General features: G+C 55.4%; 20 protein-coding genes and 1 riboswitch. Of the genes, 1 reads left to right on the top strand and 19 read right to left on the bottom strand.

All coding sequences use genetic code 11. From position 1 onward, the window contains the following. The first annotated feature begins 26 nt into the window (after positions 1–26). Complete coding sequence (locus ACKVOS_RS08920; RefSeq protein ID WP_409211661.1) at positions 27–1,202, top strand: hypothetical protein; 1,176 nt, start codon at positions 27–29, stop codon at positions 1,200–1,202. Between the two features lie 61 nt (positions 1,203–1,263). Here ACKVOS_RS08920 and ACKVOS_RS08915 read toward each other — a convergent pair whose 3' ends face one another. The 19 genes from ACKVOS_RS08915 to ACKVOS_RS08825 form a co-directional block, all read right to left on the bottom strand. Beyond that, positions 1,264–1,893: a DUF938 domain-containing protein gene (locus ACKVOS_RS08915; protein ID WP_409211660.1), complete on the bottom strand. Its 630-nt coding sequence runs from the start codon at positions 1,891–1,893 to the stop codon at positions 1,264–1,266. Further along, positions 1,890–3,461, bottom strand: coding sequence for an aminomethyl-transferring glycine dehydrogenase subunit GcvPB (gene gcvPB / locus ACKVOS_RS08910; RefSeq protein ID WP_409211659.1), 1,572 nt, complete (start codon positions 3,459–3,461; stop codon positions 1,890–1,892). Before gcvPB ends, ACKVOS_RS08915 begins: the two co-directional genes overlap by 4 nt. Then, a complete protein-coding gene (gene gcvPA, locus ACKVOS_RS08905; RefSeq protein ID WP_409211658.1) occupies positions 3,458–4,816 on the bottom strand; it encodes an aminomethyl-transferring glycine dehydrogenase subunit GcvPA in 1,359 nt (452 codons plus the stop codon). Before gcvPA ends, gcvPB begins: the two co-directional genes overlap by 4 nt. 42 nt (positions 4,817–4,858) lie before the next feature. Next, on the bottom strand, positions 4,859–5,230 hold the full coding sequence (gcvH, locus tag ACKVOS_RS08900) for a glycine cleavage system protein GcvH (RefSeq protein ID WP_409211657.1): 372 nt from the start codon (positions 5,228–5,230) through the stop codon (positions 4,859–4,861). Continuing rightward, positions 5,227–6,366: a glycine cleavage system aminomethyltransferase GcvT gene (gene gcvT, locus ACKVOS_RS08895; RefSeq protein WP_409211656.1), complete on the bottom strand. Its 1,140-nt coding sequence runs from the start codon at positions 6,364–6,366 to the stop codon at positions 5,227–5,229. Before gcvT ends, gcvH begins: the two co-directional genes overlap by 4 nt. Positions 6,367–6,498: 132 nt before the next feature. After that, a riboswitch (glycine riboswitch) is annotated at positions 6,499–6,588 on the bottom strand. 264 nt (positions 6,589–6,852) lie between these two features. Beyond that, on the bottom strand, positions 6,853–7,995 hold the full coding sequence (locus ACKVOS_RS08890; protein WP_409211655.1) for a deoxyguanosinetriphosphate triphosphohydrolase: 1,143 nt from the start codon (positions 7,993–7,995) through the stop codon (positions 6,853–6,855). A 39-nt stretch (positions 7,996–8,034) separates the two neighbouring features. Beyond that, positions 8,035–9,879 carry a hypothetical protein gene (locus ACKVOS_RS08885; protein ID WP_409211654.1) on the bottom strand — a complete coding sequence of 615 codons (1,845 nt, stop codon included), beginning with the start codon at positions 9,877–9,879 and terminating at the stop codon, positions 8,035–8,037. A gap of 113 nt (positions 9,880–9,992) precedes the next feature. Then, complete coding sequence (gene ftsZ / locus ACKVOS_RS08880) at positions 9,993–11,489, bottom strand: cell division protein FtsZ (RefSeq protein ID WP_409211653.1); 1,497 nt, start codon at positions 11,487–11,489, stop codon at positions 9,993–9,995. Positions 11,490–11,594: 105 nt separating this feature from the next. Continuing rightward, positions 11,595–12,860, bottom strand: coding sequence for a cell division protein FtsA (ftsA, locus tag ACKVOS_RS08875; RefSeq protein WP_409211652.1), 1,266 nt, complete (start codon positions 12,858–12,860; stop codon positions 11,595–11,597). Beyond that, complete coding sequence (locus ACKVOS_RS08870; RefSeq protein ID WP_409211651.1) at positions 12,857–13,774, bottom strand: cell division protein FtsQ/DivIB; 918 nt, start codon at positions 13,772–13,774, stop codon at positions 12,857–12,859. The genes ftsA and ACKVOS_RS08870 overlap by 4 nt, the downstream gene beginning before the upstream one ends. Next, the gene (locus ACKVOS_RS08865) at positions 13,771–14,694 is read right to left on the bottom strand and encodes a D-alanine--D-alanine ligase (protein WP_409211650.1); all 924 of its coding nucleotides are present in this window, start codon (positions 14,692–14,694) and stop codon (positions 13,771–13,773) included. Before ACKVOS_RS08865 ends, ACKVOS_RS08870 begins: the two co-directional genes overlap by 4 nt. Next, the gene (gene murB, locus ACKVOS_RS08860; protein WP_409211649.1) at positions 14,691–15,587 is read right to left on the bottom strand and encodes a UDP-N-acetylmuramate dehydrogenase; all 897 of its coding nucleotides are present in this window, start codon (positions 15,585–15,587) and stop codon (positions 14,691–14,693) included. The genes ACKVOS_RS08865 and murB overlap by 4 nt, the downstream gene beginning before the upstream one ends. Further along, positions 15,584–16,990: a UDP-N-acetylmuramate--L-alanine ligase gene (gene murC, locus ACKVOS_RS08855; protein ID WP_409211648.1), complete on the bottom strand. Its 1,407-nt coding sequence runs from the start codon at positions 16,988–16,990 to the stop codon at positions 15,584–15,586. The genes murB and murC overlap by 4 nt, the downstream gene beginning before the upstream one ends. Continuing rightward, the gene (gene murG, locus ACKVOS_RS08850; RefSeq protein ID WP_409211647.1) at positions 16,987–18,168 is read right to left on the bottom strand and encodes an undecaprenyldiphospho-muramoylpentapeptide beta-N-acetylglucosaminyltransferase; all 1,182 of its coding nucleotides are present in this window, start codon (positions 18,166–18,168) and stop codon (positions 16,987–16,989) included. The genes murC and murG overlap by 4 nt, the downstream gene beginning before the upstream one ends. Then, positions 18,165–19,388, bottom strand: coding sequence for an FtsW/RodA/SpoVE family cell cycle protein (locus ACKVOS_RS08845; RefSeq protein ID WP_409211646.1), 1,224 nt, complete (start codon positions 19,386–19,388; stop codon positions 18,165–18,167). Before ACKVOS_RS08845 ends, murG begins: the two co-directional genes overlap by 4 nt. Next, positions 19,385–20,674: a UDP-N-acetylmuramoyl-L-alanine--D-glutamate ligase gene (gene murD, locus ACKVOS_RS08840; protein ID WP_409211645.1), complete on the bottom strand. Its 1,290-nt coding sequence runs from the start codon at positions 20,672–20,674 to the stop codon at positions 19,385–19,387. The genes ACKVOS_RS08845 and murD overlap by 4 nt, the downstream gene beginning before the upstream one ends. Further along, positions 20,671–21,741, bottom strand: a complete 1,071-nt coding sequence (mraY, locus tag ACKVOS_RS08835) for a phospho-N-acetylmuramoyl-pentapeptide-transferase (RefSeq protein WP_409211644.1) — start codon at positions 21,739–21,741, stop codon at positions 20,671–20,673. Before mraY ends, murD begins: the two co-directional genes overlap by 4 nt. Continuing rightward, complete coding sequence (locus ACKVOS_RS08830; protein ID WP_409211643.1) at positions 21,741–23,126, bottom strand: UDP-N-acetylmuramoyl-tripeptide--D-alanyl-D-alanine ligase; 1,386 nt, start codon at positions 23,124–23,126, stop codon at positions 21,741–21,743. Before ACKVOS_RS08830 ends, mraY begins: the two co-directional genes overlap by 1 nt. Continuing rightward, a complete protein-coding gene (locus ACKVOS_RS08825; RefSeq protein WP_409211642.1) occupies positions 23,123–24,550 on the bottom strand; it encodes a UDP-N-acetylmuramoyl-L-alanyl-D-glutamate--2,6-diaminopimelate ligase in 1,428 nt (475 codons plus the stop codon). The genes ACKVOS_RS08830 and ACKVOS_RS08825 overlap by 4 nt, the downstream gene beginning before the upstream one ends. Position 24,551: the final 1 nt, after the last annotated feature.

Raw genomic sequence — 24,551 nt, 5'->3', positions numbered from 1 at the left:
TTTACCTAACAAGGATATTTTTGAAAATGCCGACCCGCATTCCGACTATCGCAGCAATCCTTTTAACCGGCATCAGCCTACCGGCTGCGGCTCAAAATGACGATCAAAGGGAAATTGTCGTCACCGCCCGCTCATTAAAAGATACCGAAAATGATCTGAAGGCTTGTCTGGCTCGTGCATGTCCTCCGGCGGAAGACATAAAAGCAACGCTTGCCCATGCAGAAAACCAGTTTGTCGAAGGCGACTATCGAAATGCGCGTGAGACATTGGCCCGGTCATTGGGTCGGAACCGCAAGCATAAAGAAGAGTTTCCTATTGAAGTATCCGATTTATTGCGCGCCAACGGAAATGTCGCCATCCACCTCGGCGAGGCGGATATTTACCGTCTATCGGTTCTCGATATGCGCGACACGTTAAAAGGGGCGTTGAAATCGGACGATTATCGCGTCTTTGGCGCAGAAATCGAAGTGGCGGATTCGCGGATGAAGCTTGGATATCTGGACGAGGCCGGCGACAAATATTTGCAGATTGAAAAACAGGCACTGGCCAAATCTCTGCCGCAGGTTGCTGCCATCGCGCGCTTGCGTGACCTGTCGCTTCGGGTTCAACGTGCCGAAACGGAAAAGACCGCCTTCAGGAAAAAAGAAGCGGTAGATGCTATTGATGCGTTTCTCTTGCAGCCGACAACCGGGGCGGAACAGTTCAAAATCGTGGCGGAAGTATTGAAATCCCGAATGGACCGCAGCGACGGCAACAGTGCGACGACGGACAAGCTGATTGCGCGATATGCTGCGCTTGGCGGGACGGAACGCCCATTGCTGTTCCATTCCAAGCCGATCGAGATGAACGAAGCACAAGCTGCGAGAGCCGTAGCAGGAGGCAGCGATCTTAATCGCATTGGAACGCAGGTGGTGGAAAAACGTTGGGTCGACATCGGTTTCTGGATCAGTGCAGATGGAAAGGTCGACGAGCCGGAAGTCATTCGTAGCCAGGGGGATACGAAATGGACCGATGTTGTGCTTAAGTCGATCAAAACACGGATCTATGCTCCATTGAAGGCTGAGAAGGATGGCTCCTCCCCGGGAATTTATGCCATCGAACGTTACTCACTGACGGCGCAATATGAAGATGACGTTACGGGAACTCGTATTCGGCAACGCTCCCCCGTTGCCAAGATCGAGCGCATTGATCTCACGGGTTAACTTGTTTCGAGAAAACGGGACTTGGGTTGGTTGCATTTGCAAATATATGGGATACGCTAACTCAAGCCCGAAAAATCAGTGACAGATTGTTCGCCGGCATTTCGATCACGTCTTCCAAGCTTAGGCCATGTAGTGCCGCTTCGCGCGATATGTCTTCGACAAAACGAAGGCCCCACAGGCTGTTTCTTGCCTTCAAATTTCGATCAAATTGTTCATTGCTGGCCGCTGTCGGTATGCCCTGTCGCCGAAACGGACCATATACATACAACAACCCGCCTTGGGGCAAGATACGCCCCGCGTTGCGCAAAAGCCCTTGTGTCGCTGCCCAAGGGCTGATGTGGGCCATGTTAATGCATAATAAAGCGGCGACATCCCCGATTTGCCATTCGGAATCCGCATCCAAATGCACAGGTGCGCGCAGATTATCCCTGCGACTTTCTGCACGCCACGCAGCGATCGATGCAAGTGCCAACGGATCGCTATCGCTGGGCTGCCACGCCAGATGCGGGAATTGCGCCGCGAAATGGACGATATGCTCACCCGTCCCGCTGGCAATTTCCAGCACCGTTCCCTGCGCGGGCAAGTTTACACTCAAAACGACAGTGATCACATCACAATTGCGCTCGGTGGCAGGGGCGGTGCGTTTGGCCTCTGCCGACGGTTCGAACACAAAGGGTTTGGGATTACTCATTCGGCGGCGACAGCTTCTTCAGGTTCATGCCAGACCAGCATGGGTTTTCTGGCTGCCAGCGTTTCGTCCAACCGGCGGCGCGGCGCATGGTGCGGTGCGGATTTAAGCGAGGGATCGCCTGCTTTCGCGCGCTGCACAACGGACCGCATGGCCCCGATAAACTGGTCGAGGGTCGCCTTGCTTTCGGTTTCGGTGGGCTCGATCAGCATCGCGCCATGTACGACCAGCGGGAAGTACACCGTCATCGGGTGATAGCCCTCGTCGATCAAACCCTTGGCAATGTCGAGGGTGGTGAAACCTTCGGCCAGACCATTGTCGCTGAACAAAGCCTCATGCATGCACGGCCCGCTATGCGCGAACGGCGCGTCCATTGTCCCTTCGAGACTGCGCAGGATATAATTGGCGTTGAGCACTGCATCCTCGGCAACCTGGCGCAAGCCGTTGGCGCCGTGTGATAGGATGTAGGACAAGGCTCGTGTAAACATGCCCATTTGCCCGTGGAAAGCGGTCATCCGGCCGAAGCTGTGCGGATGCCGTTTGCCCACGGTTTCTTCTTCGACGAGGGAATAGCGGCCGTCGGCGTGGCGTTCGGTGAAGGGCAAAGGTCCGTAGGGCGACAGCGCCTTGGACATCACCACTGGCCCCGAACCCGGGCCGCCGCCGCCATGCGGGGTCGAAAATGTCTTGTGCAGGTTGATGTGCATCGCATCGATGCCCAAATCACCCGGCCGCACCCGCCCGACAATGGCATTGAAATTCGCACCATCGCAGTAAACATAGCCACCCGCAGCATGAACCGCATCGGAAATGGCCTTCATGTCGCGTTCGAACAGGCCGCATGTGTTGGGGTTGGTGATCATGACGCCGGCCACATCGGGACCAAGCCGCGCCTTCAACGCATCCAGATCAACCCGCCCTTCGGACGTTGCGGGAATATTTTCGACCGAGAATCCGGCAAAGGCCGCCGTCGCCGGATTGGTGCCATGCGCGCTTTCGGGCACCAGAATGACGCTGCGCGGATCGCTCCGTGCTTCCAACGCGGCCTTGATCGCCAAAATACCGCACAGCTCGCCATGTGCACCAGCCTTGGGGGTCATGGCAACGCCGTGCATGCCGGTCAGTTCAATCAGCCAGAACGCCAGTTCATTGATAACGGCAAGCGCACCCTGAACTGTCTCGACCGGCTGCAGTGGATGCACGTCGGCAAAACCCGCCATCCGTGCGACCTTTTCATTCAGACGCGGATTATGCTTCATGGTGCAGCTTCCCAATGGGAAAAAGCCCAGATCAATCGCATAATTCTGGCGGCTCAACCGCGTATAATGGCGGACCGTTTCAGGTTCGGACAGGCCGGGCAACCCGATCTTGCGGTTACGTTCCAAACCGCCAAGGCGCGAAGCAACGACGCCGGCTTCCGGCAAGTCTACTCCGGTCGTTTCCGTCGTGCCGATCTCGAAAATCAATGCTTCGTCCAGCATCAATGCGCGATTGCCGGTAAAAGTCGCCGGCTTGGCATCGCCCGATGGCCCCATTTCAGGTTTCCAACCGCTTTGATTGAGTGCGCTCATGCCAAAATCTCCTGCAAAGCGGTGGCAAATGTTTCGATGTCTTCGGCAGAGGCCGTCTCCGTCACCGCCACAACCAGCCCATTTTCCAGTTCGGGTGCATTGGGGTAAAGCCGTCCAAGCGACACACCGCCCAAAACTTGCCTATCCGCCAACGCGCGCACGACCGGCCGTGCTTCCTTTGGCAAGCGCAGGGTGAATTCGTTGAAGAAACTGTCGTTGACCAACTCTACACCCGGAATGTGGGTCAACCGGTCCGCCGCCTGTACCGCCAATGCATGATTTACCTGCGCCAATCCGCGCAGTCCCTTTTCACCCAGCAACGTCATGTGAATACTGAAAGCAAGCGCACAAAGCCCTGAATTTGTGCAAATATTCGAAGTCGCTTTTTCCCGCCGGATATGTTGTTCGCGGGTCGACAGGGTCAAAACAAAGCCGCGCTTACCTTCGGCATCAACCGTTTCGCCACATAGACGCCCCGGCATCTGGCGCACGAATTTTTCCTTACAGGCAAACAGCCCGACATAAGGTCCGCCAAATTGAAGGCCGACGCCAAGAGATTGCCCCTCGCCCACCACAATGTCCGCCCCCATTTCACCGGGTGCCTTGATCGCACCCAAAGCAACAGGTTCTGTGACGACCGCGATCAGCAATGCGCCATGTTCATGCGCCTTTGCGGCAATTGCCGATATATCATCTATACGTCCCAGAATGTCTGGATATTGGATGACAACACAGCTCGTTTCGCCATCAATGGCATCCAAAAGACGCGCGCTGTCGGTGGTGGGAGACAGTTTGGGCAACGCCGTATCGAGATGGTCGCCTGTATATTTTGCCATGGTGCGGGCCACGCTGACATAATGCGGGTGCAGGCCCGACGACAGGATTGCCTTGTGCCGTTTCGTGATCCGTCCGGCCATGCCAATGGCTTCCCAGCAGGCGGTGGAGCCATCATACATGGACGCATTGGCAACATCGCATCCGAACAGACGCGCGACTTGCGTCTGGAATTCGAACAGCATCTGCAGCGTGCCCTGCGCAATTTCGGGCTGATACGGCGTATAGGCCGTCAGAAATTCGCCACGCTGGATGATATGGTCCACCGACGCCGGCACATGATGCTTATAGGCGCCGCACCCTAAGAAAAACGGATGGTGTGACGCCGCCATATTCTTGCGTGCAAGATCGGAAAAGTGCCGCTCAACCGCCATTTCGCTCGCATGGTTCGGTAAACCGGCAATCGGTCCGGCCAATCGGGCCTCTGCGGGAACATCGACGAAAAGATCATCGATGGATTCCGCGCCGATCACAGCCAACATTGCCTGTCGGTCCGCATTGGTAAGTGGGAGATAACGCATGCAATCCTATCCTTTTTCGCAATTCCAGATGCGGGGTTGCGTTTAATATGCTTCGACAAATGCCTTATAGGCGGCTGCGTCCATCAGGCTGGCAAGCTCGCTGGTATCGCTCAGCGTCAGCTTGAAAAACCAACCTTCGCCTTCGGGATCGGTGTTGACGAGAGCCGGATCGCCTTCCAACGCGTCATTGCCTTCGGTTACTGTTCCGCTGACAGGGGCGTAAACGTCCGATGCCGCCTTTACGGATTCGACCACCGCCGCATCCCCGCCTTTTTTAAGAACTGCGCCCGTAGCAGGCACTTCGGCAAACACGATGTCGCCCAATTGGCTTTGTGCATAATCAGTGATGCCGACGGTTGCACTGTTGCCATCGACGTCGATCCATTCATGATCTTCGGTGTAATAACGGGTCATATGGCTTTTCCTCTCCGGTGATAGTGATGGGGAATAAAGGGTAAGGCAGCGACGGTCAGGGCAACGCGTTTGCCGCGAACCTCTGCCACAAGCTTGGTGCCAATTGGCGTGTGTTGGCTGGCAACATAGCCCATGGCGATGGGCGCACCGACGCTGGGGGCGAAACCGCCGGATGTGATTGTGCCGACTTGCGTGTCTTGTGCAAAAACCGGCGCGCCTTCGCGCACGGGCATTTTGCCATCGACCGCAAACCCGACCAGCTTTTGTGCGGGCCCCTGTGCCAACGCCTTCAAAATGCGGTCGGCACCGTTAAATCCGCCCTCTTCACGGCGGCGCTTCGAAATTGCGAAGGATGCATTGCCTTCAACCGGGTCAATTTCCGGATTCATATCATGCCCGTACAGGGGCAGCCCGGCCTCCAGCCGCAGCGAGTCCCGCGCGCCAAGGCCGATCGGTTTGACTTCAGCTTGGGCACATAAGGCGTCTGCCAATGCTTTTGCATGGGATGCGGGCACCGAAATTTCAAATCCGTCTTCGCCGGTATAGCCCGAACGGCTGATCCAGAGCGGTTCGGGATCGGTCTTGGGACCCCAGAAAAAAGAACCTGCTTCCATGAAAAACAGTGCGTCGACGCCCGGCACGACACGCAACAGTGCATCAACGGCTTTGGGACCCTGAAGCGCGAGCAATGCACGGTCATCCATATGGTTGATGGTGATTTCATCAGGGAGATATTCGCGCAAAAAGCCGATATCGTCCCATTTTACGGCGCCATTGACGACCACATAGAGCCCCATGGGCGCGGCTGTGACCATCAGGTCGTCCAAAATGCCGCCATCTTCGTCGAGCAGGAGCGAATAGCGCATCCGCCCCTCTTTCAACGCGCTAATGTCGCCGGGCACCAGCTTTTCAAGGGCATCCGCCGCACCTTCGCCGGACAGCATCAACTGGCCCATATGACTTACGTCGAACAGGCCCGCGCTTTCGCGCGTCCATAAATGTTCGGCCATGATGCCTTCATATTGGATCGGCATATGATAACCGGCAAATTCGACCATGCGGGCACCGCGTGCCCGATGCCAGTCACCCAGCGGCAATTCCAATATTTCGATGGGTTCTAATTCTTCTTCGCTCATATCAATCCGTTCCAAGAGTCGCAGCGACAGACACCGGTTGATGTCTTGTCTGCTACCCCCTCTGTCACGGATACCTGAGAGCTTTACCCCTTCGGTGGCCCACTTTGGGTGAGCGCTTTCCAGAGTGTCGCAAAAGCCGAAGCGGTCCTTTTGCCTGAGAGATTCCGGGGCGGTTGCTCCTTCGGCGGACAGGCGAACCTGTCACTCTCCCGTTTCGTCAGCGACAACCGTCCTTTGGCTATTTGGTCGGGGAGAGTCAACCGTCTAGGGTCAGTATCCATTAAATGCACATGCGTGGTTTAAAATAGGGGGATAGTCCCGGACGTTGTGTTGAAAAAGGGGACTGTCCCCTTGGGGACTGTCCCCAACGTTGTGTCAAAAAGGGGACAGTCCCTAAAGGGACAGTCCCCGGCGTTGAGTTGTGCGGGGACTGTCCCCCTGGGGACTGTCCCCAACATTGTGTTATGCAGGGACCGTCACCTGCCGCTACGCGTTGGCCTCATGATATCGGTTGGTCGCGTAACGGTCGGTCATTCCGGCCAAAAAGTCGGCAATGTGGCGGCTGGCTTCGGGTTCTGTCGCAGGCATATTCTCTTGCCATTCCGCGGGCAACCGATCCGGCTCTGCATGATAGATGGCAAATAGCCGGGAAATGATGGTTTTGGCGTGACCCGCCGCATCCAGCTGTGTCGGGTGATGGTATAGATTGCGGTACATGAATTTTTTCAACACGCGCTCTTCAGCCGCCATCGCATCCGAAAAGCCGCCAATCATCACGCCCGCCTGACGCACATCGTCGACGGATGAAATTCCCAATTTTGCAATCCGTTCCCGCGTTGAGCTGATCACATCGTTGACCATTGTCCCGATCTGCTCGCGGGTTAGCTCTCCGATCAGACGGCGGGGTTTGACATTCGGGAACCGCGCCTCGATCCCCCGCCACCGCTCCGCGACGAACGGCAGTTCGAGCAATTGATCGATATCCAGCAATCCCGCCCGTATTCCGTCATCGATATCATGATTATCATAGGCGATATCGTCGCTAATCGCGGCGATTTGCGCCTCAAGCGAAGGCCAGCTTCGCAAGTCCAGCTTATGCCTGGCATCCACTTGCGCAAGCGCCCAACCGGGATTTTCAACCGGTCCATTATGTTTCGCCAGACCTTCAAGCAATTCCCAACTCAGATTGAGCCCGGGCCAAGCAGGATAAGGCGATTCAAGTTCGGTCAAGGTGCGCAGCGTTTGGGCATTGTGGTCAAACCCGCCATAAGGGGCCATCGATTCCGCAAGAGCATCCTCCCCCGCATGCCCGAATGGCGGATGCCCGATATCATGGGCCAGACACAATGCCTCGGTCAGGTCTTCATTCAAACCAAGCGCCCGGGCAATCGTGCGCCCGATTTGCGCGACTTCCAGACTGTGGGTCAAACGCACGCGATAATGGTCGCCATCGGGCGAAATGAACACCTGTGTCTTATGCCGCAAACGCCGGAACGCGATGGAGTGGATTATACGGTCACGATCCCGCTGAAAGATATTACGGGGGCCGCGAATATTCTGGTCTGGCTCGGGATACAAACGCCCCCTGCTCTTTTCAGGATAGCACGCATAAGGGGCGAGTGAAGTCATTTGCGGCTTATGCCGGTTACCCATTACAACTGCCAGACGTTATTTGCCTTTGAGCGCGGTTACCACAACGCCATTTTCACTTTTCCACAAGAAGCTGTTTCCACCGGCTTTTTTGAAATCAGCTTCCCATTTTTTTGCCAGCTTCTGATCGGCAAATGGACCCACCAAAAGGCGGCTGGTTTTGCCCCAAGTCGATGTCCAGCCTGAGGTAGATTTGAACACTTCCGGATTCTTCTTCACCCATTTGCGGTAATCAACCCCTAAAGCGGTGGCTTCGCCCGTTGCAATTTGCACCCAAAAGCGTGCGGGATTGGCCGCGGCAATTTTTGCCTTGGCGGCAATTTTCGGGTCAACTTTGGGCGTTTTTGAAGGGTCTTCGGCTACCACGGTCTTGGGTGCCACCGGTTTGATCTTCTTCAGATCGACCGCAAATGTTGACGGCTTTTGTTCGTTTTCGGGTATTTCAATTGCGCTGACCACAGCCCCCAAGTCAAAGGTCGAAGCGGCCGGTGCTGAAGCCTGTGGTTGGTCCGGGACTGGTTTGGCAATCGCAATTGCGGGTTCGGAAACAGCAGAAGGGAGTGTTGCGGGGGGGAGTGCTGCAGCGAGCGTGGGTGTAATGGGCGCCGGTGTCTCCACAGCGGGTTCGGGCGACGGTTGAACCGCCACATTTACGGTTCGCGGCAACGTCTGAACCTCGGGTGCAGCTTTTTGGACAGACAAATCGATTTTCTGTGGCGGCCGTGCCGATTCAGGTGGCGGCAATGTGCTTATGTTGGCGGTGCTTATCCGTGCGGCAGCCGCTTCTTCGACTTTTGCGCGTGCGGTTTCGGTGCCCAATCTGGCAGTGTCCGTTTTCGGCAGCTTCATAGCCTCCGGAATATTGGCGACAATGGCCTTCACCTGCTCTTGATCCCTTGCCTTGCGATCACGCCGACTGTCGGCGGGTTTTGCCTTTTCGTTGGAAGCAGGCGTGGCATTTTTGGTCCCGAAGGGGTCGCCTGCCGGAATCAGGCGGCTGTCATTTGGTGCCGGTTGGACAGGAGGAATATTGGATGCGACCTTGCGAACCTGCTCGCTATCCCTGCCTACATATTGGCTCACCGGAAAATGTCCCAAATGGATCGCGGCGGCTTGCTGCGCGCCCGTCAAATCAGGCATCAGCCTTAAATAACGCTCCATTCGCTTCGCCGATGGCGCGTCCATGAAACCTTGCGTTACCTGCGAAGATTCCCGAAAGTTCCCGCGTGCCGCAAGCATGAAGGCGCGGGCACGCCATGCGGCCGGTTCATTTTTCTGCAACAAAGGCACCAACATGGCATCGGCCTCGCCCCATTTTCCGGCCAATGACTTGGAAATGGCGTGTTTGACGATTAACTCGTCCGAATTGGTCGCCAATCGTGCCAGCCTATAATCTTGATCTGCGCGTGCGAAATTGCCCAACAGATCGAAGGCGAGCGCCCTGTCGGCAGCAATCACCCTCTCGCTTACCCCCAAACGGACGGCGTCATCGAACAAGCGTAACGCTTCAAAGGGATTTTCCGCACGCACGGTCGCGGCGGCCAGGCCTGCTATGATCCGGCCATTATTGGGCCGCAATGCATTCGCGCGTGTAAAGAAATTCGATGCCGCGTTTGCATCGCCCAACATGAGCGCGGCATTTCCTGCATCCGCCAATGCATCGGCATCATTCGGCCCCAACGAGATCCGGCGCATCGCCGAACGCAGCTCCACCGCGCCGGCAGGTTCAACGACTGAGGGCTGGGCAACCACGGCCTCGGCCGTTTCAGCGGCGTCATGGGCGTGATCTTCCTCGACTTGGGCGCTGGCGGCACTTGTTGCCCACAGGGCGGCAATGGCAAAGACCACAGGTAACATTGTCACATTCATGCGCCTCTCATGGTGCGACACTTCACCGAAGCAAAGCAAGACTAACTCTTGCTTCGTTCAGTGGTTGCATAAAAAAGACGGAATGACAGCGCGAACGCGGATTCCGCTTAGTTGTTGCTCTGCCGGTCAAGGAAACGCGGGATATTGAGGCCGCCAGCAGCACCCTCTGTCTTTGCGGCATCTTCTTCCTCATCAGACCGCGACAACCCGCGCGAGAGGTTTGACATGCGTTCAAACAAAGTCCCACCCGTCGAAATACGAGGTGCAGGCTTGTCAGGCGCAGGCGACACATCCGCAGCGGACGCATAGTCAACGGGCATCGCGTCCATGTCGGAACCGGCAACATCCTCATCGCCCAGCACCAGCAGATCATCGTCTTTATCCGCCGACATTGCAGAAGAATCCTGCGAACCACCCGACGCCAGATCTTCATATTCGGCATCAGCCACATGAGCACTGCCCAATTCAAAACTGCCATCCTCTGCCTCGGTGACAGTAGCGACAGTTTCTTCGATTTCCATTTCGGGAGCAGCGACAACCACAGGCTCTGCTGCGGGTTCAGCTTCTACAACAGGATCGGCAGGGCGGCTGAAGGCGAATGGCCGCGTTGCGTGTGCACTGGGCACCGCAGCCGAACCGTCATTGTCGATTCCGGTCGCAACCACCGACACCCGGATTTTACCGTTCAGATTCTCGTTAAATGCCGAGCCCCAGATAATATTTGCATCAGGATCAACCAATTCACGAATGTGATTGGCCGCTTCGTCCACTTCCATAAGGCGCATATCTTCGCCGCCCGTAATGGAAACGATAACGCCTTTCGCACCCTGCATAGAAACGCCATCCAGCAGGGGATTGGCGATCGCCTTTTCGGCGGCTTCCAATGCACGACCGTCGCCCTCGGCTTCACCTGTACCCATCATTGCCTTGCCCATTTCGTGCATGACAGAACGGACGTCGGCGAAATCCAGGTTGATAAGACCCGGCATAACCATGAGGTCGGTAATCCCGCGAACGCCCTGCTGAAGCACTTCATCAGCCAGCAAAAATGCTTCTTTGAAGGTGGTGTTCGGATTGGCGACCAGAAATAGATTCTGGTTCGGAATAACAATCAGGGTGTCGACATGCTGCTGCAATTCAGTGATGCCTGAATCGGCCGAGCGCATCCGGCGTGAACCTTCGAACAGGAAGGGCTTGGTCACCACACCGACCGTCAATATGTTCATTTCACGGGCCGCTTTGGCGATGACAGGCGCAGCACCTGTTCCGGTACCACCCCCCATGCCAGCAGCGATAAAGCACATATGGCAACCCGCCAATGCCGCCTTGACCTGCTCAATGGTTTCTTCAGCCGCAGCGCGTCCGACTTCGGGACGTGAACCCGCGCCCAGACCCTGCGTAATGTCAGGGCCGAGTTGAATGCGATATTCCGCCGGAGATGCGTTGAGTGCCTGGGCGTCGGTGTTGGCGACTACAAAGTCGACGCCCTCAACCTTTGCCCCAATCATGTTTGCGACAGCATTACCGCCCGCGCCGCCAATACCGATAACAGCGATCTTGGGCTTTAATTCATCAACCACGGGTGGACCGATATTGATGCTCATGACTTTATCCCCCTAGCCTTCATTGGCTTGTTCGAAATTTTCACGCTTCTGACACAAAACATAACGGCACACACTCAAAAATTAACCTTTTTGCACAGCTTTCTGTTAAAAATTCTCTCGAATGGCACGTTTTATCCGTTCGAACAGATTTGGCAGCCCCCCCGGGATATGCTCGCCATGCAATTCATAACCCGATTTCAGGTCGACCCGATCAAATGCGGCGTAGTGAATCAACCCGACCAACGTTGAAAAAGCAGGCCCCGAATGCGCTTCGGGAATGCCGCTCAGTCCGGACGGTTTTCCGATACGGACCGTGCGCCCAAGCGCACCTTGCATATGTTCCGCAATCCCCTTCAACTCCGCACCACCGCCGGTCAAAACGATCTGGTGACTTGAAGGCCCCGAAAAGCCGAGTGATTTCAACGCCCGTCCGATTTCACCAACTATGCCATCGACCCGCTGGCATACGACGGCGTTTAATTGCGCCTTGGTGATTTTCGATGCATGGGCTGCGGCTTCATTCCCGTTTTCGTCGGGACCAACATCAAGAATTTCCTGATGATCCCGCGGACTGGTCAGTGCAGACCCGTGAAAACATTTCAACCGTTCCGCCTGCGCCCTTCGGATTCCAAATGCCGAAGCAATATCATCGGTGATATCGGAAGCACCTTTTTGTATTGTTTCCAATCCGACAAGCATTCCGCCGATAAAAACAGAGACATTGGTAATTGCCGCCCCCAGTTCGACCAACGCAACACCCAGCTCCCTTTCTTCCGACGTCAGGCACGCAAATCCCGTCGCGATGGGCGCAACGACAATCGCCTCGACATCCAGATGCGCCGCACGAACGGTCATATCGATATTCCGGACGGGCGATTGATCGGCCAGAACGACATGAATATCGACGCCCAATCGATCGGCATGCAAACCCACAGGGTTGGCAACACCGCCCACACCGTCAAGGGCGTAAAGCGTTGGCTGGATATGAAGTGGCATTTTGCCACCTGTCTGGATATTGGCGCGTCCGGCTTGCAAAAGCTGGTCCACATCATCTTGCGTGATACGGTCGCCACCCAACTCGATTTCAACCGGCGCCAGCAGACTGTCGAGGCCACCCGACGACATTCCGACCCACACGCGCTCAATATTGATTCCCGCGATACGTTCCGCTTGCTCGACGGCATGTCGGACGGACAGCTCCGCTTGTTCAATATCGGCAATACAGCCGCGCGTGACTCCCCGGCTCTCCCTTTGGCCGGTTCCCAATACCAAAAGTTCACCACTATCGGTTTGTCCGGCAATTAGCGCGGAAACCTTTGACGAGCCTATATCAATTGCCGATATCAATTTTTCAACGCGAGCAGCCTTCATGCCTGAGTTCCACTATCTTTGGACACGGCACCGCTGGTTTCGGCATTTGCCGGCTCCGCCTTTGGAGCTTTACGAAAATAGGCGCGTTCGGGATCGCGAAGGTCAAAATGGATAATATCACGCCCCAATAGTCTGTGAATTCCATCCATCCGCGCAAAATTCAGCAAAGCCTCGGCTGCGGCTTTTTCCCCTTCGGGTAAAGCCAGTGTCTCGCCGCTTTTGAAACGCAAGTCCCAACGACGATTACCGATCCAATTCGCACCGGTAACTTGCGATTTTAACGCGCTTGCCTTGTCTAACAATCTATTCAAAGCGACGGTGTGCAAATTGGCGTCTACGCCTTCCAATAACGGCAGTTCGCCGCCTTCATCGGGATTCACGTTTTGCAGGATTGCGCCTTGTGCATCGATGAGCGAAAATTTCCCGTCATGCCGCCAAACGGCAGCGGGTTTCCGTTCGACAATTTCAACGGCCAATGTGTCCGGCAAGCGACGCGATACGCGGGCATCCTTTATCCAGCCATATTGGAGCAGGTCTGCCCGCACCTTTTCGATATCGACCAAAGGCATGGCCCTGTCTTTTTCGGCCAGGACCAGATCATAAACCTTTAATTGATCAACCCGTTCCATGCCGGTGACTTCGACACGTTGCACCTGAAAACCGGCCCGGGCCGCCAAGTCCGAATATTGGAGATAAGCCGCATGTGTCAGTCCTGCCCATTGGGCCGCAGCAAATGCCAATATCGCCAGCGCGGTCAGGATCAGCCAGGTCGCCGCGCGTTGAATATCATGCTCGGAAAATGGCAAGGCCCTTACCGCGCGGTCAATTACCGAAACCTGTTGTACTTTTTGCCTCGGTCTTGGCGATTTCGCGTTTCGTTTCTTTTGGGTTTGCCGGGTATTTGTGGCCATCATGCCAACGCCTCTTTAACGATCATATCCACCAGCTGTTCATAGCTGATTCCAACATATTTGGCTTGCTCGGGAACCAGACTAAGCGGGGTCATTCCGGGCTGGGTATTGGTTTCCAGCACAAAAATACCATCCAGACCCAGTTCATCGTCCCAGCGAAAATCCGTGCGCGATGCACCTTTACAGCCAAGCAAACGATGGGCTTTCAATGCGATATCCAGCATCATCTGCGCGACATTTTCGGGGATTTCAGCCGGGCAAACATGTTCGGTCAAACCATCGGTATATTTGGCATCAAAATCGTAAAAGCCGCTCTTTGGCTTCAATTCTGTAACGCAAAGAGCTTTGTCGCCCAACACCGCAACGGTCAATTCACGGCCTTTAATAAACGGTTCGGCCAGCAATGTTTCAAATTCCTGCCACGGCCCTTTGGCATCGCGCGCTATAGGACTGCCATAATTGCTATCGGCTTTCACAATTGCGACGCCGACAGAACTACCTTCGTTGACGGGTTTCAACACATATGGCCGCGGCAATGGATCGCCGGCATACAGGCTTTCGCTGTCCACAATCATGCCCTTGGGCATGGGAATACCGGCCGGCACGAGCCGCTGTTTTGTCAGTTCCTTGTCGATGGCAATCACCGACGTGACCATATTGCTATGGGTGTATTTGATGCCCATCAAGTCGAGCATTCCCTGAACGCTGCCATCTTCGCCGGGAACGCCGTGCAATGCGTTAAACACAACATCGGGGCGTAAGGCCGTCAAAATCTGGGCGACGTTGCGGTCCATATCGACGCGACTGACCTTGTACCCTACTTTTTCAAGCGCATCGGCCACCCCGTTTCCGCTCATCAAGGAAACCGGCCGTTCGTTCGACCAACCGCCCATCAGGACCACGACGTGAATCTGCCCGTTCATTTCACAACACCCACACGCTGAATTTCCCATTGAAGGTCGACACCCGATTGCGCCTTGACCCGGCGGCGGACTTCCTCGCCCAATTCTTCAATATCGGCGCTGTTCGCGTCGCCTGTGTTAATCAGGAAATTGGTGTGCTTTTCGGAGACTTGCGCGCCGCCAATTTGCAGTCCGCGGCATCCGGCCTGATCCACCAATTGCCACGCCTTATGGCCATCCGGATTTTTGAACGTTGACCCGCCGGTTTTGGACCGCAGTGGCTGTGACGCCTCACGCGATTCTGAAATACGGTCCATTTCCGTCTGGATGGCGGCTGGCTCGCCTGGCTTGCCCTTGAAACGTGCGGCGACCACGATGGCACCGTCGGGCAATTCGGAATGGCGATAGCTGTAATGCAGTTCTTCGACCGCAATCGTCCGGAAACTTCCGTCGCGCAAGACGATGTCGCAATCAACCAATATATCTTTCACTTCCCCGCCATAAGCGCCGCCATTCATGCGGACGAAGCCGCCGACGGTGCCCGGGATTGATCGCAGAAATTCCATTCCGGCAATTGCATTATCGCGCGCCGTTGATGAAACAAGAATACCTGACGCGCCGGCGCCGCAATCCAATGTAACGGCGTTGGCTTTTGCCACTTTTGCAAAGGCTTTACCGAGCCGGATGACCACACCGCGGACACCGCCATCCCGAATGATCAGATTGGAACCAAGCCCGAGTGCCATAACCTGCTCGGTTGGTTCTAGATTTCGTAAAAAGGATTGAAGATCATCCAGATCTTTGGGTTCAAATAAATATTGCGCCGAACCGCCGGATTTGAACCACACAAGTGGGGCCAAAGGCGCATTCGGCGTCAGTTTTCCTGCGACCTTTGGAAGTTCGGCGACATTCATACGCGCGCGGCCTTAATGGCATCGGCAAGACCAGCCGCCCATTTTGTGATGTCCCCTGCGCCCAGACAGACGACCATATCCTTGTCCTGCACCAAAGCTGACAACTTGATTGCAAGTTCATTGGCATCGCCGATGGTTGCGGCGGAACGATGGCCTCGCGCCTTTATACCATTGACCAGCGCCTCGGAATCAACGCCTTCAATCGGTGCCTCACCCGCCGCATATACCGGCGAAATAAACACCATATCGGCATCGTTAAATGCCTGCTGGAAATCATCCATATGGTCACGCAGCCGAGTGAAACGGTGCGGCTGTGCAACGGCAATCACACGGCCTTGCGCGCCTTCACGCGCGGCGGACAATACGGCGCGGATTTCAACCGGATGATGGCCATAATCGTCGATGATTGTAACACCATCCACTTCGCCAACTTTGGTAAAGCGCCGCTTGACCCCGCCAAATTTGTCAAAACCGTGGGCCACAGCTTCGTCACCCATGCCCATTTCCAAACCGACGGCAATAGCCGCCAGTGCGTTCTGGACATTGTGGCGGCCGGGCATCGGCAATTCAATTCCCGTTATCGTGCGTTGCGCCCCGTCACGGGCGCGCACAACGACATCGAAACGGTTGCCGCCCGGGAAAGGGGTCACATTCTCTCCACGGATATCCGCCTGCGCCGAAAAGCCGTAGGTTATTATCCGACGGTCGCGGATCTTCGGCAGGATTGCCTGCACCTCGGGATGGTCGAGACACATGATTGCCGCGCCGTAAAAGGGAACATTTTCGACAAATTCGACAAAAGCATCCTTGATCGCATCAAAGCCGCCATAATGATCCAGATGTTCCGGATCGATATTGGTGACGACGGCGATAGTGCCATCCAACCGCAGAAAGCTGCCGTCGCTTTCATCCGCTTCGACTACCATCCAGTCGCTTGCCCCCAAACGGGCGTTTGAACCGTAACTGTTGATGATGCCACCGTTGATAACGGTCGGATCAATGCCGCCATGATCAAGCATCGCGGCAATCAATGAAGTGGTCGTCGTCTTCCCGTGCGTCCCGGCGACAGCGACTGTATTTTTAAGCCGCATAAGCTCGGCAAGCATCTCTGCGCGGCGCACAAGCGGTATCCGGCGTTCGAGGGCGGCATCGCGCTCGGGGTTACCGGCCTTAACCGCAGTCGACGTAACCACCACGGCCGCATCGCCCAAATTGTCCGCGCTGTGGCCAATCATCACTTTGATGCCCAGCTTGCGAAGGCCGTCGATCACATAGCTATCGGCCATATCCGAACCTTGAACGGTATAGCCAAGGTTGTGCATTACCTCGGCAATGCCCGACATACCGATTCCGCCGATACCCACGAAATGGATTGTGCCGATATCGTTTGGAACGCCCTTCATAGCGCTGACTCCTTTGCAAGCGCGGGCGATGGTGCGAATGCCGATGACTTTTCGGTCTTGGACTTGATGGTGTGCATGATCGGCGCTTTACCAAATGACTCTACAAGATCGGCCAAATCCGAAACTGCCTGCGGCCGACCGCAAGACTTTGCCGCTTTTGCCGCATTTTCCAATGCGCCCGGTTCCAGTGCGATTTTCTGGATTTGTTTTGCCAGTTCCACCGGCGTAAAACCGGTCTGTGCAATCGCGCGAGCGCCGCCAGCCTGCACCATTTCTTTTACATTATAGCTTTGATGATTGTCGGTCGCGCTGGGCAATGGCACCAAAATAGCGGGGCGGCCGGCACAGGTGAGCTCTCCAATCGTCGATGCCCCTGCCCGTGATATCACAAGATGCGCCCAGCCCAGCCGCGCCGGCAGATCGGGCAAATAGGTTGCGAGTTCTGCGGGAATTTGATGGGCGGCGTAAGCCTGTCGCACGGTTTCGATATCCTCGGCACGGCATTGTTGCGTCACCTGAAGGCGGCGGCGCAAGTTAAGCGGCAAGCGGGCCAGGCCATCGGGCACTACTTCCGACAATATCGTGGCCCCCTGACTGCCGCCGGTTACCAACACGCGAAAGATCCCGTCTGCGCTCATCGGTGGATAGGCTTGATCGCGCAAGGCCAGCACTTCTTCGCGTACCGGATTGCCAACCAGATGCACCTTTTCCTGATAGCGCGGGGACAGGCGCAATATGTCCGGATAAGAAGTCGCAATGGCGTTCACCTGCCGCGCGGTGAAACGGTTCACGCGGCCAAGAACGGCGTTTTGTTCATGGATGATCGTCGGGATTTTTTCGGCAAATGCGCCCAGCAGCGCGGGAAATGCAGGATAGCCGCCAAAGCCGATCACAGCACTTGGATCAAAGCTTTCATAAAGTAGCCGCGCCATAAGCCGTCCTTCGGCTATCGCCCGAATACCCGGAACCCAGCTTCCCGGGCTTTTCGTAATGCGGCCAGCGGGCAGAATATGTGTCGCGATTTTATCCGGTGCGCCCGGTATCTTCGCGCCACGTTCATCGGTTATCAGGGCGACGTGATGGCCGCGGTTCAACAATTCCTGACCCAGCGCGAACGCGGGGATAAGGTGCCCCCCGGTGCCGCCTGCGGCAAGGACATAATGCCGTGAAATGCTCATGGCATCTGTCCCTTCACCATATACGCCGACCGGTCAAGATACGGGTTGCGCTTCGTCAGTGCCAGTATGAGACCACAGGTTATCGACAACGCCAGAATTGACGATCCGCCATAGCTGATGAAAGGAAGAGTCATGCCTTTCGACGGAAAAACCCCTAAATTTACAGCCATATTGATCATCGCCTGTCCACAAAATTGGGCACCCAGTCCGGTCACCGCAAGGACGATGAATTGATCTTTTTCATCAAGTAACCGGATGATGATACGAACCAGAATGGCGAAATATAATAATGCGATAACCATGCAGGCCAATAACCCGAATTCTTCGCCGATAACCGAGAAGATGTAATCGGTATGTCCTTCGGGCAAGGTATATTTCTTTGTACCCAACCCCGGGCCCACGCCGATAAACCCGCCGCTGGTCAGGGTTGCCAACGCCATTTTATCGTGGGTCAAGCCTTCCGTCCCGAAAATCCATGCATCGATACGCTGCGTTGCCACAGGGTAAAAATTATACGCAAGGATCAAACCGACGGCACCGCCAATCACCATCGCCCACATCCGTGACGCAGAAACACCCGACACCATCATCAGCGCAAACCATGTGCCCGCAAACAAGATTGTTTGCCCCAGATCAGGCTGCGCCATCAGGAATATGCAGACCAGACCCGTGCCGATACTGCTGAGCAATCGCACCGGAAGGCTCGGGTCCTTGATCTGCCAACTAATGATCCACGCCATCGTTACCGCAAAAAAGGGTTTCAGAAATTCCGAAGGCTGCAAGCCCGCGACGCCTGTTCCAACCCATCGTTGGGAGCCATTCACTTCCCGGCCAATCAATGGCACCAAGGCCAGCAATACAAAAAAGATGCAGAAACCGATAACCGCGAAACGCCGGGCTTGTTCGCGCGGGTACATGGATACAACCAGCATCAATGGAACGCCCACAACAACCCACATCAACTGGCGATAAAAGAAATATAGCGAATTCAACTGGGTCGTGGACGAAGACAGACGTTGCGCGCCTGCAGGAGAAGCCGCCGCAACCGACAAAAGACCAATCGCAATCAACACCATCATCAATGCAAGAAGGACGCGGTCCAATTCCCAGAACCAGACCCCCAATGGCGAACGGTCGCCACGTCCAAGACGATTTGCGAGCCCGATTTTCCCGGTTTTGGCGGCAAGCACCCATGGAACATCGCGACGGTCCCCGTTCATAACGCCTCAACTATCGCTTTGAACGCATCGCCGCGGGCCTCAAAGTCTTTGAACTGGTCAAACGACGCGCACGCCGGCGACAACATGATTACATCACCGGCCTGTGCCTGGGCCGCCGCCGAATGGACCGCAGCGCCCATCATTTCGCTGCTTTCCACAGGCACATAAGGTGTCAGTAATTTTGTGAACAATGGCCCGGCCTCACCTATCGTATAGGCTTTGACAACATGACCGAAATTGGGGATGCATTCATCGAGATTGTCGCTTTTCGCCAAACCGCCCACAATCCAATGGACCCGTGGATATGCGGCCAAGGCAGGCGCGGTCGACGCCGCATTTGTGGCTTTGCTGTCGTTGACGAACAAAACGCCATTGCGCTCCGTCACCACTTCCATACGGTGGGCCAAGCCCTTGAAACTGCGAAGGGCGGCACGCCACTGCGGTTCGGTTACACCCAGTGATTCGACTATGGCAACGGCAACCGCGACATTCTGCAGATTGTGCGGCCCCTGCAACGAAGGCCATTCCAACTGGCCGTGCAGCTTCCCCGGATCGGCCAAATGCACAAAGTTCGCCCCACGTCGTGCGGACACTTCTTCATAAATTCGGACAGTATCTTCATCGCCATTGCCAAAAATCGAATGTTGTTTGGCGGTCTGCATTTCAAACAAGCGCGCCTTGGATCGAATATAGGCTTCGTATCCGTCGTACCGATCAAGATGGTCCGGCGACAGATTGATAAGTGCGGCGGCGTCACATTCCAGGGTGTGGGTGATATCGATTTGGTAACTGGACAGCTCGAGAATATAAACGCCCCCCGCAGGGAGCGGGGCCTGCGACAAAATGGGGAGACCGATGTTGCCACCCATCCGGACCGGCAATGCCGCACTTTTCAAAAGATGGTGTACCAGAGCCGTCGTCGTCGATTTACCGTTTGTTCCGGTAATCCCGACAACTCGATGCGGTGGCAAATCCGCCCGCGCCATCGCAAACAATTCGATATCACCGATTAACGATAGCCCCTCGGATCGGGCCTTGTCCGCAATGGGATGACGGTTGATGGGCACGCCGGGCGAGACCACAATCCCGTCATAACCGGACAAATCAGCGTCCAAAGGATCAGCGATTGTGGCGATATCGGCAACTTTTGCACGGGCATTTTCATCATTGTCCCACGCCAAAATCTCGGCCCCGCCCGCAGCCAGTGAGCGAGCCGCAGCGAGACCCGAGCGCGCGAGGCCCAACAGAGCAAATTTGCGGTTTTTAAAGGCCGGACTGGTAATCATCTGAGCTTGAGGGTTGATAGACCCGCAAGCGCCAGAACAAAAGCCACAATCCAGAATCGGATAACAACAGTGGGCTCTGACCAGCCAAGTTGCTCGAAATGATGGTGTATAGGTGCCATTCGGAAAATGCGTTTGCCTGTGCGCTTGAACCAGAACACCTGGATGATAACCGAAAGTGCTTCGACCACAAAAAGTCCACCTATTATGGCAAGCACAAATTCGTGATGGGCCACAACCGCAATCGCACCCAAGGTGCCGCCCAGAGCCAAACTGCCCGTGTCGCCCATGAACACCGCGGCCGGGGGCGCATTGAACCACAGAAATGCAAGCCCTGCGCCGACTATGGCGCCACACAGCATCGCCAAATCACCGGCCCCAAGGTAGAATGGAATGCCGAGATAGGCGGCATATTTGGCATTGCCGACCATGTAGACAATCAACATAAAGGCAATGGAGGCAATAATAACCGGCATGGTCGCCAAGCCGTCGAGGCCATCGGTCAGGTTGACGGCATTACCAAAGGCCACAATCACAAATGCCCCGAAGGGCACATACCACCACCCCAGATCGAGCACAGGGCCATTTATGAATGGCAGATACAACATTCCCCCCGACTGCCACACGATCAGCGACACGGCGACACCGGCAATCGCAAATTCCAACAGCAAGCGCACCTTGCCTGAAACGCCCTTGTGACTGCGCTTTTTGACTTTGTCATAATCGTCCATGAAGCCGACGAGACCAAAGCCCGCCATCACTAACAGACACGCCCAGACATATATATTTTCCAGATTCATCCACAACAGCATCGACGTGGAGATCGCAATCAGGATCATCAGGCCGCCCATCGTCGGTGTGCCCACCTTTGCCAAATGGGTTTGCGGCCCATCGCTGCGGATGGGTTGCCCCTTGCCCTGACGGACACGCAGCATCCCGATAAATTTAGGTCCGATCAACAAACCGATGACAAGCGCGGTCGCAACGGTAGCCCCTGAACGGAAGCTCAAATAACGCAAAAGGTTCAAAATACCCGGAAAGCCCAGATATTCCGCCAATAAATAAAGCATTAGCTTTTCCCACCCACCAAGCCGCTGACAATGGCCGAAAGTCCCATGCTATTGGAACCTTTGACCAGAACCGTATCGGAAACACGTAATTCGCTTTTAAGAAGCACCAGCGCATCATGTGCCGTGGCGCAATGCGCGATTTCGGAAAGACCCTCAACCCCTGCCTTTACCTTTTCGGCTAGAATCTGCATCTCTTCACCGACCAAAATTGTAAAATCTACTTTTGCAGCGGCCAATGGTTCAGCGAGGGCCAAATGATAGTCGCGGCTTTTATCGCCCAGTTCCTTCATTGTGCCAAGCACCGCAATTTTTCGGCCATCCACTTTGCCGAGTTCGGAAAGTGTAGCCCGCATTGAAGCGGGGTTCGCATTATAGCTTTCATCGATAAGCAGCGCGGTTCCATTTTGAACTGCAATCCGGTGCCGCGCACCCCTGCCGGCCAGCCCGCCCAGTTCGGCCATGGCCAACCCTGCCGCGGCCAGATCGCCGCCAACGGCTTCGACCGCCGCCAGCACCGCCAAAGAATTCGATATCCAATGCTCTCCGGGTTGCGAGAGACAATAACAGATCGTCGCATCGGGTAATTTTGCTGTGATCAGCGTTTCACCGCTGTTTGTAGCCACATGATCCAGCAATCTTACATCCGATTTTTCACCAAAACCAAAACCGATTGTTTTTTGCGCATATTTTGCAGCGGCGGCTTGAAGGCGATCAAAATGCACATTGTCGCATGGAATAATGGCGACACCTTCTTCGGTCAGGCCTTCGAAAACTTCGGCCTTGGCATCCGCAATACCGCTTTCATCCTTGAAAAATTCGATATGCGCCGGTGCAATGGTCGTTACAATAGCGCAATGGGGACGAACAAGTGCGGTCAAATCGCGCAGTTCGCCCGCGTGATTCATTCCCATTTCAAATATACCATATTCGGTATCACGCGGCATTCGCGCCAAGCTGAGCGGAACACCGACATGATTATTGTAACTTTTGACAGAACGATGTGCCTTCCCCCGGGAAGAGCGGTCGAGGGCCGCAAATAATGCCTCTTTCGTTCCCGTCTTTCCAACCGAACCGGTAACCCCGACAACCTTGCCGTGCATCCGTGTTCGCGCCGCACGGCCTAATGCATTGAGCGCCTCAAAAGTATCCTCCACTAATATGTGCGGAAAATCGACGGGCTCGCTGACAATTGCGCCTGCGGCTCCGTTGGCAAACGCTTTGTCGATAAATAGATGGCCATCTGTGGCCTCGCCCTTCAACGCAAAGAAGAGGTCGCCCGAACCGATTTCGCGCGAGTCAAACGCCACGCCATTTGCATCAAAAACGCCTGACGCAGTTCCATTTACGGCTGCCAACAATTCAGCATGGGTCCACAACGGCGTCATGCGGCGCATTCTCTCGCAACTTCCACATCGTCGAACGGCAACACCCGCCCCATGATAATCTGGCCCTGCTCATGACCCTTGCCGGCAATCAATACAATGTCATCCGGTTCGGCATGTTCGATTGCAAACGCAATGGCATAACGGCGATCACCAATTTCATGTGCGCCCGGTGCTCCGGCCATTATGTCGGCGCGTATCAAGCCCGGGTCTTCGTTGCGCGGATTGTCATCCGTGACGATAGCGACATCGGATTCAGCAACGGCGATGGCCCCCATTTCAGGACGTTTGCCTTTATCCCGATCGCCGCCGGCCCCGAATACCGTAATCAGTTTCCCCTTGGTATGTGGTCGCAGGGCTGCAATAGCGGCGCTTAATCCGTCCGGAGTATGGGCATAATCTACATATACCGGTGCGCCACTTTTGGTAATGACCGCCCGCTCCAATCGTCCGCGCACAGGCTGCAAACGGGCCAGATGACCAAGTACATCCTCTGGTTCGCCCCCGCTGGCGATCACTATACCGGCTGCGACCAAAACATTGGCGGCCTGATACGCTCCAATCAGCGGCAGTTTGACCTTTGCTACATCACCTTGAATCCGCAGCTCAAGTGTTTGCCCCAATTGGGTGGGCTGGCGGGACAATAATTGAATATCCTTGCCTTTTTCACCCACGGTGATGAGCCGAATTTCCCGCTTTTTTACCCGTGTGATGACCTGATCGGACCATGTGTCGTCCGCCCAGATGACAGCAGTTCCATTGTCATCCACAACCTCGTCAAACAAACGCATTTTGGCTTCGAAATAGTCTTCCATCGTTCCGTGATAATCGAGATGATCGCGGCTCAAATTTGTGAACGCAGCAACGGATACAGGCACAGCTTCGCTGCGATATTGCGATAGGCCGTGGCTTGAGGCTTCGAATATGGTGTGTGTTACACCTTCACGCGCGAGACCGGACATGTTCGACAGAAATGTCACGATATCCGGCGTAGTCAGACCGGTCTTTGCCTGATCGGACGCCGTTGTGATGCCCAATGTTCCGATAGAGGCCGCATGATGCCCTGCCATCCGCCACAATTGCCTTGTAAGCTCCGCCGTGGATGTTTTTCCGTTGGTGCCGGTAACGGCCGCTATGGATTGGGGAAAAGGCCGGAAAAATTTGGCCGCCAACCGGGCAAATGCGCGACGGGGTTCGGCATCAGGCACATGCACGGCCCCCGACACTTGCGCCTCTGGCCGGGCAACAATCGCAATCGCACCTGCGGCAATCGCCTCCGGAATAAAGTCCTCACCATTGAATGCAGCGCCTTGAAAGGCACCAAAAACAGTACCCGGCGCAATTTTTCGATGGTCGATGGCAAAACCGGTGACGGTTTGTTCGGCGGCTGCACCGTCCAGTTCGGTCAGCAATTGTCCCAGCTGCATT

The organism is Sphingorhabdus sp. (assembly GCF_046154385.1).
In the GTDB taxonomy this organism is placed as follows: Bacteria; Pseudomonadota; Alphaproteobacteria; order Sphingomonadales; family Sphingomonadaceae; genus Sphingorhabdus_B.
The sequence above is the reverse complement of the archived record's forward strand: the minus strand, read 5'-3'. Positions and strand labels throughout refer to the sequence as shown.